Below are 12,268 nucleotides of genomic sequence, written 5' to 3' on the forward strand. Positions count from 1 at the left end.
CGTGCGGCGCGGCGGCGCGCCTGAATCTCGCGGATGCTGCGGCGTGGGCGCAGAGACTTCATACCGAGTACATGCCGGTACTTGGTGGCTTGGTTGCGACTTGCTCCACCTCTCCTTGAGAGGCCTGCATCCCATTAGCCGATCTCGGTACGTGATCGCGCGCCGCGTCGGATGCGTGTTCGCTCAGGATGCATGATCCTGGAGATGTGTCCGTCCATCCGCGTGTGATCGTGCACCCGCCGTCCCCGAGTGGGGGACGGCGGGTGACCATCGGCGATCAGATCGCAGGTTTGGCCATGGGGCCGACAGACCTCTTCGAGTTCTTGCGTCGTGCGGGCCTAGACCCGGACGTGGTGGAACTTTCTGATCCGACGTTGATCGAGTGGCGCGGTGGCGGGCCTGACTACTGGGGACCAGAGTCGCGTCTGTAGCGGCTGCGTTCGGCTCCGGCGGGCGGAGGGTTGGACGCCGCTCAGGCCTACGGCGTCACACGGTGTCCGGGGTGGTCCAGCCAGAGGACTTGTTCCTCGGGAGTGACCGTGATGCCGAATCGGGCGCGGTCGGGTTGCCCCCAGGTCACCCATCGCAGGTAGGCATCGGACACGTGCGCCCACAGGTTGCGTTGGCCCCACCAGGTGACGGTGTAGGCGTCTTGCCCGGCGGAGTAGTCGACTGCGGCCCACGCACCTCCGGGGGCGTCGGCTTCGGACAGCAGCAGTGACACGTCGCCGCCGGGGTCGGTGATCACGGTCTGTGTGACGCCGGGGGTGAGGGCGGCGATAGCGAGTGCTGCTCCTGCGGGGGCGTTGATGATGGTGCGCGGGTCGAGAGTTGTCGGCTCGCTGGTGGCGCCCTCTGCGTCGTGCGGTGTCCAGCCGATCGCCCGCTGTTGGGAGCGCAGCATCATGAACGATGCGGTGCGTTCGAAGCGGCCGATGGCGTGGCCGTTGTGGGTGACGACGAGGCGGGCGAGTAGTCCGTGGCCGTAGGTGGGGCTCCAGGGAGCGACGATGACGCCGCCGGGGCGGGTGTCGCGGATCCATGCGTGCGGCACGCGTTCGACTGCGCAGGTGGCGTGCACGCGGTCGTACGGGGCGTTCGGTGTGTAGCCGTCTGCGCCGTCGGCGGTGATCAGGTGGGGTGTGTATCCGGTTCGTGCGATGGCCTCGGCGGCGCGTGCGGCGACGTCTGCGTCTACCTCGATAGATGTCACGCACTGGGAGCCGAGGCGTGCGGACAGCAGGGCTGCGGTCCAGCCGCTTCCGGTGCCGATCTCCAGGACCTTGTGGCCGTCGAGGAGGTCGAGGGCTTGGAGCATCGGGAAGACGATGCCGGGGGCCGAGCAGCTCGATGTCGGGGTGCCCTTGCCGGTGCGTAGGTCTCCGGTGCCGGCGTCGAGTTGGGTGACGATCGATGCGTCGGAGTAGACGGCGCGGAGCCATCCGACGGCGTCCTCGTTGCGGTCGATGGGGTACGGCTCGGCGCCAGTGACGTCGGGGACCACCCATGCCACGTCGGGGATGAAGTGGTGTCGGGGTACGACGGTGTAGTGCTCGTGCCAGAGGGCGGGAAGGTTGCCGGATGCGGTGAGGTGGGCGGCGAGATCGGTGGCAAGTTGTTGGCTCATGCGGGGGCCTTTTCGGTGAGCACGTCGGCGAGGGCCTCGGCTACGGGGATGCCGGTTTCGGTTGCGAGCCAGTCCCATTGGCCGGACTGGTTCGTCTCCAGGAACACCCATTGCCCGTCGGGTCGGTGGATGAGGTCGACGGCGCCGAAGACGAGGCCGAGTTCGCGGTGCAGGGCGACAAGCTTGGCCGTGACGTCTTCGGGGAGGGTGATCAGGCGGTAGGAGAGGTGGTCGTAGTCGGAGCGCCAGTCGGTGTGTCCGCGGTCGGTCGCGGCGTCGATGGCGACGGTGAAGACCTGCTGACCGACCACGATCGCGCGTGCTTCGTGGTCCTTGGGGACCTGTTGCTGGAACAGGTGGGCGGTGTGGCCGAGGGACGGGTCGAGCAGGGTGTCGAGGTCGTCGACGGAGTTGGTGTAGATGACGCGGACCCGGTCGTCGTCGGCGTGCCAGATGCCGGAGAGCGGCTTGTAGATGATCGGGCCGTCTTGCTGCTTGGCCCACTGGTGGGCGCGATCGGGCTCGGAGGTGATCAGGGTGTGGGGGATGGCGAGGCCGACGCGGGATGCGGTGGCGAGTTGCAGGGGCTTGTACTCGGCGCGGGCGGCGGCGACGCGGTCGTTGACCCACAGGGCGGCATCGAGGGCGCCGAGGACTCCGCCGAAGCCGCGGCGGGCCTCGCCGTAGGCGAAGGTCTGCTCGGCGCGGTTCATGCCGTCGGGTAGGCGGAACTGTGTCGGGCGCCGGTAGTAGACGGCGCTGACGGCGGTCAGGTCGACGGCCGTACGGCCCTCGGCGAGGTCGGTGAGCGCGCCGGACCACGTCGTGCCGGTGGTGATCTGGGCGGACATCGCGAGGCGTGTGGGGAAGTCGGCCGGGTCCAGCCGTACGACCGGTACGCCGCGGACGGCGAGTTCAGCGGCGACGCGACCGGCGGTGACGTCGGTCTCGTCGGTGAGGATGAGAACGGTCATGGTCGGCTGCTCCTAGTCGTCCTGCATCTCTTCGCCCGACTGCTGGCCGTCGGGGTGGCCGGACGTGGTCTTGCTGCCGCCTTCGTGCTTGCCGCAGGACGGGCGGGGGATCTCGGCGAACCGCAGCCCCCAGGGGCGCACGGTGGAGGGGGCGTCGGTGATCGCGGTCAGGAGGTGGCCGATGGGGTTGAGCGGGAACAGGCTGCCGGTCCGCTCGAACAGGCCGCGGGACTCTCCGTCGGGGGAGTGCGTGACGAGGTCGAGTTCGTCGGTTGCGGCGAGGTCGGTCGTCGGTATGGACACTGCTTGTCTCCTCGTTCCGTGTCGGTGACCGGGCGCCCCTTCGGGGTCTGGGAAGGGACGCCCGGCGCTGAGGGCGGTGTGCGGCTGAACTGCGCCGGGGGCACGGAGGGCGCCTGCATGCTCCTCTCCACGAGAGCACAGGCGGCCCGTAGTTTGGGGTTCTCCTAGGAGGTGGGCGGCCGTCTGGCGGTGCCCTGCGCGTTCCCGTGGCGGCTAGGCGAGGCGTCTGTGCGTGGCGAGCGTGGAGGAGCCGGGCGCGCGGGTGGCGCGCTGGTGCTCGGGGTGGTCTGTGAGGGCTCCGCGGGGCGGGTAAATGCTGGTGACTGCGGGCTTCGCGCTGTGCTCGCTGGGGGCCGTGGTGATGGTCCAGATGAGGCCGGAGCGGTCTTTCACGAAGTGGTGGCCCGGGGTGGTCTCCCAGCGTCCGTAGACGGTCTGGGCTTCGTCGGCCATAGCGTGGAAGGTGTGGGCGAAGGTCGCGGCGCCGATGTCCTGGTACCCGAAGTGGTAGCGGCCGTAGAAGGTGACGGCGGTCGGGAGGAAGGTGAGGGGGAGGGAGGCGGCGCGGCGGAGTATGCCCCGCCATCCGTGGGGCGTGCCGGGCTCGGGCAGGGGCGGGCGGGTGTCGAAGTGCGGGAGGAACGCCCGGGTTTCATGCGGAGGGTCGGTGACCTGGGGGCATTGGTCGTCGGGGTGGTCGGCCTTGTAGTGCTCCAGGACGGTGCCGGTGCTGTCCCATTGGAAGGTGTGGCACTGGTTGTCGGTGAGCCGGTAGTAGCCGTGCTTGGCGTGGCGTTCCCAAAGGCCGGTGGCGGCGAGGTCGTAGAGCATCGGGCGTAAGAGGCGTGGAGCGACGGCGAGTTGCACGTCGTGGACGGTGTTCAGTTCGTGAGCGACGCGGCCTCGTATGAGGGTGTTGAATGCCTGCTGCGGGGTCATGGGCGCGCCGGTCAGTTCCCAGCGGGTGTAGCAGGGGTTGCGCTTGGAGCGCTTCACGGGAGACGTCCTTTCCGGGGAGGGCGGGGGCTGGTGGGGGCCCGTGCGGTGGGCCGGGAGGTCTGCGGCGAGAGGGCCCGAGGGGATGCGGGGTGCGCAGTCCGGGCACGCGTGGAGAGTCAGGGCCTGGCCGCTGGGACTGACGAGGTCGCGCACGGGCACCGCGGCGGGGGTGAAGCGCCCGCAGTCGCAACAGGTGGCGGCGCTCATATCGCGACGGCGATGTCGTAGTCGATGCCCATGCTGGCCAGAGCCGCAGCCGTACGGCGCTCCCGCTGGAGCCGCCGTTCCCGCTGGGCATGTTCGACGTGTTCGCGGTACACGCGGTGCTCGTGAGCGAGGAGGTAGGGCCGGACGAGGGCGACCTCCTCGCCGACGAGGTGGCCGCGCCGCTCCTGCACGTGCCGCGGCAGGGGCACCTCGGCGGGGGCCGGTACCGGCGGGAGTTGAGCAGCCGGAGACGCCGGGGCACGGTGCCTGGGGGCGCGAGGGGTGAACAGGGCTCTTAACGTGCGGGCGATAAAGTCGCGCATTGTGTCGTCAGCTCCTGTGTAGCTGGTGGCCTCGCCTCGGCGGCCGGTCCTACGCGGTCGCCGAGGCTCTTTCGGTTGGGCCCGCTCCCCTGCCGCGGGGGTATCCGGCCGCGTGGGGAGGGCCGAGATAGGGCGTCCGCGGTAGGGGGGCGGGGGCTTAGGGCGCGCAGCCGTGGGGCTCGGCGCGGGTGAGGAGAGGGCGGGCCGAGAGGCTGTAGAAGCCGTGGCGGTCTATGACTGCGATGCGGAAGACAGTTCCGTCACCGAGGGCGGCGAGCGCCTCGTCGTGCAGCTCGCTGTCGGACGGCCACGCACGCAGCGGGGTGGCCGGGTCGGGCGCGCCGTGCTCGACCACGCGGATAGCGCCGATCTTGTGGGGTCCTTCGAGCCACACCGCGTCGAGGGGCGGGTCGATGCGGTTGGCCAGGCGCGGCGCCCACCCGTCGAACCAGCGCAGGGCGAGGCGTGGGGAAGGAGCGACGTAGCCGTCGAGAAGCCATTCCCGGGCGGCGGTGTTGGCGAGCCCTTCGCCGATCGTGACCTCGCACCACACCCTTGGAGGCTGCATCAGTAGTGCAGGAGGCATCGGCTCGCGGGCGGCGTTCACAGCCACTGCCCGGGGTGGACGCGGTAGGGCAGCGTGACGTGCTCCCGGTAGTCGAGGTGCGCCGGAAACTCACCCACGTGCCCCAGAATCCAGTCCTGGGTCTCTACGTGGTCCTCGCTGACCGGGCTCGCCTCACCACACGCCATGCACTCCATGCACCGGGTGATCGGCTCGGCATCGGCCCCTCGGTTCGGCGTGATGGTGTGCTCGCGAGGGCGGTAGTCAGTGCCCATCACGTCCGCCCCTCGCCACGCAGGACCGCCTCGTGCGCGGCAAGCCGACGCTGCAACTCGACCGAGCGGGCTAAGAGTTCGTCAGTGGAGGCGGATGCTGCCGTGGTGGGGGAGCTTGCCCTCGGGGTGTCACCGGGAGGTGTAGCCGTGGGAGCCTCGACGTGCGGCTGCGACACGCTTCTGTGGCGACTGCTGCTCATGGTGCTAACTCCCCGACTCAAACGGTTAGTTCGTCCATCAAGGCAACATCGCTGGCAGACCTGCGGGTACCGTCGGTAGGGGTGTCGAAGGGTGTTACTTCCACTACCGTCCGTGGGTTAGAGGTAGGGCAGACATGAAACCGGCCAACACGCGACTCGCTCACTGGTTGATGCGGAGCGGACTCAGCAACAAGGAGCTTGCACGCAGGGTGACACGTGCAGCTCAGACGTGGGGACAGCCCCACATCACCCCAAATGCGAGCGCCGTACGACGGTGGCTCGCAGGTGACGAACCGCGCCAACCGACACCCGAAATCATCGCTGACGTGTTCTCCGCAGAGGTTGGATACCGGGTCACAACATGTGATCTCGGCTTCGGAGAAACCCGTACCGCCGAGCGCTCCCTCGTCTACAACCGCTCATTCGCGGCTACCGTGGAAGCAGTTGCCGACCTGGGGAGAGCCGACGTGGAACGTCGAAAGTTCATGGCAGCAGCGCCCTTCGCCGCCGTGGCGGCGGTAGGCCCATCACGCGACTGGCTGCTCAGCACCCTGGACCAGGAGCCCACCACAGGGGGCCGCGTCCGACTGGAAGACGTCACAGCCGTGCGCAACATGTTCGGCGAGTTTCAGAAGATGGACGTTCTACAGGGAGGCGGCTCCGGGCGCCTCATTCTCGCCGAGTACATGAACCAGCATGTGTTTCCGCTGCTCCGGCGCACGAACACCGAATCCGTGCGCCGAGCCCTGTGCGAGGCCGCAGCCGAGCAGACGTACTTGCTCGGATGGATGGCGTATGACTCCGGTGAACACGGCACCGCACAGCGCTACTTGATTCAGTCGCTGCGACTGGCGGAGGAGTCGAAGAATTCCGCACTCGGCGCGCATGTGCTCGCCGGCATGGCAGACCAATCAACGCTGCTTGGCAACCCGGAGGAAGGGCGGCGCCTGGCTCAGGCTGGCCGTGCCGGTCTGGGCAAGAAGACGTCTCCGGCTTGCCTCGCCGATCTGTGGGCCTTGGAGGCGCGTGCCTTGAGCAAGCTGGGCGACAAGGCCGAAGCCGAGCGCGCAGTCGTTCAGTCCGAGGCAGCAGCAGAGCGGGTCCGGCCGGAGGAAGAACAGGAGTGGGCAGCGTTCATCGATGTCGCCTACTTGCATGGCGAACACGCCAACACCTTCCGGGACATGGGCGAGGGGAAGGCGGCGGAGCAGCATGCCCGAAGGTCGATCGACCATGCACGCAAGCAGAAGAGGGCGCGACGAGGCGCCATGTCGCAGGCTGCCCTCGCAGCGTCGTACTTGCAGCGCAACGACTTGGATGCCGCATACTCGGCTGGCCTGCGCACCCTGTCGCTGTCAAAGCAGGTGAAGAGCACGAGGTGCGTGGAAGCCGTACAAGACTTGCAGCGACGCATGGAACCGTTCGGCGACAACCGACTCGTCGCCGACTTCAACGAGCGAGCGCGGGAACTCGTCGCTGCGTAGGTCCAGAAACACAAAGACGCCCCCTGTCCGGCCCACGCGGGCCGGACAGGGGGCGTTGGTGGTTCAGTGGAGGAGTTGCCAGGCAGTCAGGGACAGGCTGAACACGGCGACGAGGACGGTGATGGAGGGGAGCGGCCACCGGGATCGTTCGAGGGCGTCGAGGCGCTGTTCGTGGTCGGCGAGCCGTGCCTCGACTTGCTCCCCTCGCTGGACGACGAGGGCGAGCTGCCCGTCGAGGCGGGCGAACCCGGTCTCGACGACTCCGCGCAGCCGCTCCAGTTCGAGGGCGACGTCGGACGGCGAGGGGTCGGTCACCGGCGCCCGCCGCTCTTGCGGTCGAGGGCGAGCAGCTCGTCGTCGGGTATCGGAGTGCGCAGCCACCGGGGCAGCAGGTTCTCGACGACCGGCAGCGCCATCACGCGCGTGATGCCACCGGCGACGGCAAGGGCGACACCGATGCCGGCTGCGGTCTGCGGGATGCCCGCGGCCTCGATGATGAGCGGGAGTCCGGCGGCGAGGGCGAGAACGGTCTGCACCACCGTGCGGATGGTGCGGCGAGTGGCGTCGGTCATGGGGGTGCCTCATTTCGTGGAAGGTGAAGGGGGAAGCGGGCCGGCCGCGGGCGGTGAGCGGCCGCCGAGCGGGCGGCGGGGGTCAGGCGCTGGGGACCTTGAGGGCGGCCCACTGCTGCGGGCCGGGCCATCCGTCGCCGTACTCGGGGGCGTCGCCGAGCTTGCGCTGCCACTTCCGGAAAGAGGCGCGGTCGGCGTCGGTCCACTGCGGGCCGGGGCCTTCGGTGTAGGCGGAGCAGCCCTCGGCGACCAGGCGGCGACCCATGGCCGTGACGATCGGCGAGCGCGGGGCCGACTTGAACCAGCCGACTCCGGGGAACGGCTCGTACTTCCGCGGGGGCTCCGGGTTGCTGCCCCCGGGGCGGAGGGCGCCTTGCTTGACCCACGCGTACAGCGGTCCGCCGGGGCACGCGGTCGGGTAGCCGTCCCGGTGCCCCCGGATCTCGTGTCCGGCGCCGCCGCTGTCACGCAGCCACTCGACCGCGTCGCGCAGTCCGGCGAGCTGGGCGTCGGTCGGCTTGGTCAGGCCGGAGTTGCCGAGCATGGCGCACACCGCGTAGTGCGCGCTGTTGAGCGTGGCGGTGCCGTTGGCGCCGGTCTTCTTGTGGGCGCCGCGGCCCTCGTACACGTAGCCGTGCGGGCAGACGAGGGCGTTGTACGCGATGTCGGAGTAGTTCTCCGCCGTGTTGGCGAGGTGGCTTGCCTGAAGGGCACGCATCCGGGCGGCGCACTTCGGGTGGTTCTCCGGGCGTGCGAGGGACGCGGGAACAGCTGTGCCCTCGTAATGGATCTTTACGCCGCGTGTGCCGCGTATATGGGTCAGGGCGTAGCGGGAGGGGCGGGCGCGCCACTGGGCGCGCGTGACGAACTTCAAGGGCACTCCTGGAGGGCATGAAAGAACCCCCGGGCGCGGTGCGCGGAGGCGTACGGGGCGGAGCGGGGTCAGGTGAGGTCGGCGGCCGACGTGCTCGGTGACGTCGAGCTGTCGTTCATGGCGGCGTTGCCGGTCCATGTGGAGCCGCGGAAGTCATTTCCGTAGCGGTGGAGGAAGGTCACGTTCTGCTCGGCCGAGAACGCGTGGATGGCCTCGGCGCCACTGCCGTAGGGGCGGACCTTGTTGCCGGTGACGGTGACCGACGAGGCGGGGGCCGAGATCCGGATGCCGTAGTACATGGCGGTCTTGGCCCGACCGGGCGCCCGCACGTAGTTGGTCTTGAGCTGGATGTCGTTGCCGTCGGAGACGAGTAGCCCGGTCTGGCCGATCTCGCGGACCTGATTGGCGGTCGCGCTGGAGTGATCGCAGCGGGTCAACGCGATGCCGTTGGCGTCGACACCCCACAACTGGTTGCCGGTCACGGTGAGGTTGCCGCTGTCACCGGCCGAGATGCCCGTGCCGCTGACGTTGGTGATCACGTTGGGGCCGATGGTCGAGCGGCTGGTGCGCTGGACGCGGATCCCGTTCTGTCCCTTGCTGTTGCCGTCGATGGTGTTGCCGGTGACGGCAAGGTTCAGGATCAGGCCGGACGTTTCGCCGAGGGCGGTGATCACGTCGTCGTAGCCCGTGCCGCTGCGGAACGTGTTGCCGGTGACGGCCAGATTCCTCATGTCCTGCGAGGCGTTGGTCTGCGTTCCGTCGGGGGTTTTGGTGTCTTCCTTGTCCGTGAGGATGACCGTGCGCAGGCGCACCCCGGAGCCGCACCCCTGGAACGTGCATGCCGTGACACTGGAGTCTTCCCAGTTGTAGGCCGAGACGGCGTACTGCGGGAGGTCCTCGAACGTGCACTCTGCGATCTTGATGCGGCGGTGCCAGCGGGTGATGGTCGCCGAGTGCGAGCCGACCCCGCGCGGCCATGCGGTCGTGCCCGCGGTGCCGGACGCGCCGAAGTAGCAGTTCCGGACGGTGATGTCCTCGCAAGCCACGTGATCGTAGGGGCCGAAGCCGCCGAAGACGCCGCTGCTCTTGGCCAAGTCGATTTGTACGGCCTCGCTGAAATCCCGCTGGCCGGTGTCGATGTAGCCGAGGAAGCGGCAGTTGTCGACCAACGCACGCTTGGTGCTGTTGAGCTCGATGGCGTGGTAGCCGGCGACGTCGCGTATTTCGAGGTCGCGGATGGTGATGTCGCGGGCGTGGCCGATGCTGATGCACATGGCGGCGGACTTCAGCCCGGGGGCGGCGCCCTGGCAGTCCCACACGCCGCCCTCAACGGTGATGTTGCCGTGCCCGGTGTATCCGCCGAAGCCTTGGTTCGCGTCACCGTTGAGCAGCATCGTTTCGGCGATGCCGCGCACGAAGCGGGCGCCCGGCAGCAGCGTCAAGCGGGTGTTGCGGTAGATGCGCAGGGGGAGGCTGGCCAGGAGGTAGGTGCCGGGCGGGACGATGACCCATCCCCCGCCCACCTTCTTCACGGCGGTCAGGGCGGCTTGGATGGCGGGGGCGTCGTCGACTGTGCCGGACCCGGTGGCCCCGTACGAGGTGACGGTCAGCGACTCGGACAGCCGCTCCAGCATGTATTGCAGGCGTCCGGCCGTGACCTGCATGCCGGGCACCCACTGATCAATGGGTGTGGACAGAGGCGGCCTCCTTTCACAGGGCGACGAGCGCGGGGCGGGCGAGCTGTACATCGGCGCCCGCGCGGTGCGGGAGGGCGACGTCGTTGGTCGCGCGGGTGACAGTGAGGATCTGCTCATCGGGACGCGCGCCGGGCATGGCGGCGGTGATGTCGAGCTGTTCGCCGCCGATGCGGACCGCGACCGGGTACAGGCCGGGCGACTGTGTGCTCGTGGGCCAGGGCGGGCCCGCGGTGGTGCGCACGGTGAGGCGCGTGGTGGTGGTGTCGGCGTCGGCGGCGAGCTCGACGGCGTCGGGGCCGGCGAGGGCGTACTCGGGGTGGTCGGCTGTGGCGACCAGCCACGGCCCACCGGGCGAGCACGTGAACTCGATCTCCCAGGTACGGGCGCCGAGCACTTCCGTGTAGCCCTCGACGAGCAGCTCGACGCGCTCGGGCGGGAGCCACGGGGGCGGGTGGGTGATGGTGAGGCGGTCGCCGACGTCGACCGCGGCCACCGGGCCGACGAGGTGCGGCGCCTGGTGCAGGGCAACGGACACGGCGGGGTAGCGGGGTGCGTCCCAGGTGCCGCGGTGCAGCCGCCACCAGGCGACGTGCGCGCACTGCGCGTCGTCGGCCAGGGCCAGGGTGAGCTGCTCGGCGTACCGGCCTATGCCCTGCGGGGGTGGCTGCACAGATAGTGGGCCGTCCTCGCGCACCGCGCGGGCGAAGGAGCCGCCCGACCGTTGCACGGTGATGTCGTTCCGTACGGCCTGGTCGTCGTCGACGGGTTCGAGGGGCGCCTTGACCTCGCGGGCGGCGTAGTCGAGGGCGAGCTTGATGGGTTGGGTGTAGTGGGTGGCGCGGGTGCGGTAGGCCAGACCGAGCCGGTCGCGGGGTTCGAAGAGGCGGCCGTCGTCGGCGTCGGTGACGTCCTGCCACAGGTCGAGAAGCGCGGCTACTCGCTGCGCGCCCACGCGTGTGGCGAGGGCGCCTGATCGGCCGGTGGAGTCGAGCGGGATCTGTTCCTCGCGGGCGAGGCGTTCAAGGCGCGCGCCCACGCCCTCGCCTGCCCACGCGACCATGGCGGACCCGGTGTTGGCGTAGGCGTCGAGCCGGGTGGCGAGGACGATGTGACCGACGGCGAGCTCGCCGGAGGTGCCGCCGCCCATGCTGACGTGCGTGATACGGCCATGCGCACCGGGCACGGTGGTGCCGGACCACTGCGGCACACGGCCCCCGCCGCTCAGTGTGTACGCGTCGATGTCGAGGTAGTACAGGCGCCAATCGGTGGCGATGCCGCGGTCGTTGAGGTCGAGGCCAAGCGTGAGGCGACGTCCGGCGAGGGTGTCGCCACCGCCGATCACGCGCACCAACTCCAGACCGCCGAGCGCTGTTGCGTACATGGACAGTCGTTGGTCGGGGCGCAGGGTGATGGTCCAGCGGGCGGCGAGCCCGGTCGTAGCCACGGTGCACAGCGGGATCTCACGCTCGGGCGGCGTCTGGGGGATCGCCACGACCACGCGGAGCGCGGTCTCGGTGGTGAGCTTGTAGCGGGGCGCGGTGGCGGTGAGCGCACCCTCGCCGAGCGTGGGCAGCGCATCGGAGGCCGCATACCCGCTGTACGCGGCCGGGCGCACCCCGGGGACGCTGACGCGCATCGGTGCGGCGCCGGGCAGCGCGGAAGCGAACTCCGAGGCATCCGGGCCGTCTTCGAGCGGCCAGTAGGCGACGACGCTCGTGCGCGAGGGGTGGGTGAACTCCCGCCGCAGCGCGGAGTGGAGAGGAGCCGCGCCCTGGCCCAGGCGGCGCAGGATGCCGGCGGCCTGTACGGACACGGTGACGTCGTGCGGGGTGCCCCAGCGCACGGGCCACGCCGGGACCTCGCCCACGAAGCGCACCAACCGAGGGCCGTCCGGCCCTGCGGGGGCCACGGACACGCGCACGGGAGTATTGCGGCCCAGCAGCCCGTACAAGTCCGAGCGCGGATTGCGGGGCGAGTAGCGGCCCGTGTGGTTGTCGAGGACGAAAGCGCACGAGGACGCGTCGGTGCGGACACCCTCGTCCGGGCGCCCGCGCGTGATCGTGATCGGGGACTCGGTGTAGACGTCCGGGGTGATGTCCACCCACACGGCATCGAGCAGCAGCTCGACGCGCACGCCGAGCGGGGTGTCGGGAAACGCCACAGACTCA

The 12,268-nt window shown here is 69.8% G+C and carries 13 protein-coding genes; 1 reads left to right on the forward strand and 12 read right to left on the reverse strand.

Annotated features, from left to right (window positions below):
- Window positions 1-478: 478 nt before the first annotated feature.
- The 7 genes from AB6L24_RS27970 to AB6L24_RS28000 all read right to left on the reverse strand — a co-directional run bounded on the left by AB6L24_RS27970 (window position 479) and on the right by AB6L24_RS28000 (window position 5,273).
- Window positions 479-1,627 carry a methyltransferase domain-containing protein gene (locus AB6L24_RS27970; RefSeq protein ID WP_405659692.1) on the reverse strand — a complete coding sequence of 383 codons (1,149 nt, stop codon included), beginning with the start codon at window positions 1,625-1,627 and terminating at the stop codon, window positions 479-481.
- Window positions 1,624-2,601, reverse strand: a complete 978-nt coding sequence (gene tgmB / locus AB6L24_RS27975; RefSeq protein WP_405659695.1) for an ATP-grasp ribosomal peptide maturase — start codon at window positions 2,599-2,601, stop codon at window positions 1,624-1,626. The genes AB6L24_RS27970 and tgmB overlap by 4 nt, the downstream gene beginning before the upstream one ends.
- A 12-nt stretch (window positions 2,602-2,613) precedes the next feature.
- Window positions 2,614-2,904 carry a hypothetical protein gene (locus AB6L24_RS27980; protein ID WP_087885396.1) on the reverse strand — a complete coding sequence of 97 codons (291 nt, stop codon included), beginning with the start codon at window positions 2,902-2,904 and terminating at the stop codon, window positions 2,614-2,616.
- Window positions 2,905-3,117: 213 nt separating this feature from the next.
- Window positions 3,118-3,900 carry a hypothetical protein gene (locus AB6L24_RS27985; protein WP_159399591.1) on the reverse strand — a complete coding sequence of 261 codons (783 nt, stop codon included), beginning with the start codon at window positions 3,898-3,900 and terminating at the stop codon, window positions 3,118-3,120.
- A gap of 206 nt (window positions 3,901-4,106) precedes the next feature.
- Window positions 4,107-4,319 carry a hypothetical protein gene (locus tag AB6L24_RS27990; protein WP_405659699.1) on the reverse strand — a complete coding sequence of 71 codons (213 nt, stop codon included), beginning with the start codon at window positions 4,317-4,319 and terminating at the stop codon, window positions 4,107-4,109.
- A gap of 271 nt (window positions 4,320-4,590) precedes the next feature.
- Window positions 4,591-5,001: a hypothetical protein gene (locus AB6L24_RS27995; RefSeq protein WP_405659700.1), complete on the reverse strand. Its 411-nt coding sequence runs from the start codon at window positions 4,999-5,001 to the stop codon at window positions 4,591-4,593.
- Between the two features lie 35 nt (window positions 5,002-5,036).
- Entirely contained in the window at window positions 5,037-5,273 is a 237-nt protein-coding gene (locus AB6L24_RS28000) for a hypothetical protein (RefSeq protein WP_405659703.1), read from the reverse strand.
- Window positions 5,274-5,607: 334 nt separating this feature from the next.
- Between AB6L24_RS28000 and AB6L24_RS28005 the strand changes: the two genes are divergently transcribed.
- Window positions 5,608-6,957, forward strand: a complete 1,350-nt coding sequence (locus AB6L24_RS28005; protein ID WP_405659705.1) for a transcriptional regulator — start codon at window positions 5,608-5,610, stop codon at window positions 6,955-6,957.
- A 63-nt stretch (window positions 6,958-7,020) separates the two neighbouring features.
- Here AB6L24_RS28005 and AB6L24_RS28010 read toward each other — a convergent pair whose 3' ends face one another.
- From AB6L24_RS28010 to AB6L24_RS28030, 5 genes are all read right to left on the reverse strand, one after another.
- Window positions 7,021-7,272 (reverse strand): hypothetical protein, encoded by a 252-nt coding sequence (locus tag AB6L24_RS28010; protein WP_405659707.1) that lies wholly within the window; start codon window positions 7,270-7,272, stop codon window positions 7,021-7,023.
- A complete protein-coding gene (locus tag AB6L24_RS28015) occupies window positions 7,269-7,529 on the reverse strand; it encodes a hypothetical protein (RefSeq protein ID WP_405659710.1) in 261 nt (86 codons plus the stop codon). The genes AB6L24_RS28010 and AB6L24_RS28015 overlap by 4 nt, the downstream gene beginning before the upstream one ends.
- 82 nt (window positions 7,530-7,611) lie before the next feature.
- Entirely contained in the window at window positions 7,612-8,403 is a 792-nt protein-coding gene (locus AB6L24_RS28020; RefSeq protein ID WP_405659713.1) for a peptidoglycan-binding protein, read from the reverse strand.
- 68 nt (window positions 8,404-8,471) lie between these two features.
- Entirely contained in the window at window positions 8,472-10,151 is a 1,680-nt protein-coding gene (locus AB6L24_RS28025) for a right-handed parallel beta-helix repeat-containing protein (RefSeq protein ID WP_405659715.1), read from the reverse strand.
- Window positions 10,114-12,261: a hypothetical protein gene (locus AB6L24_RS28030; protein ID WP_405659718.1), complete on the reverse strand. Its 2,148-nt coding sequence runs from the start codon at window positions 12,259-12,261 to the stop codon at window positions 10,114-10,116. Before AB6L24_RS28030 ends, AB6L24_RS28025 begins: the two co-directional genes overlap by 38 nt.
- Window positions 12,262-12,268: the final 7 nt, after the last annotated feature.

Origin of the sequence: Streptomyces sp. RK9 (assembly GCF_045070545.1) — a bacterium.
GTDB lineage: Bacteria > Actinomycetota > Actinomycetes > Streptomycetales > Streptomycetaceae > Streptomyces > Streptomyces alboflavus.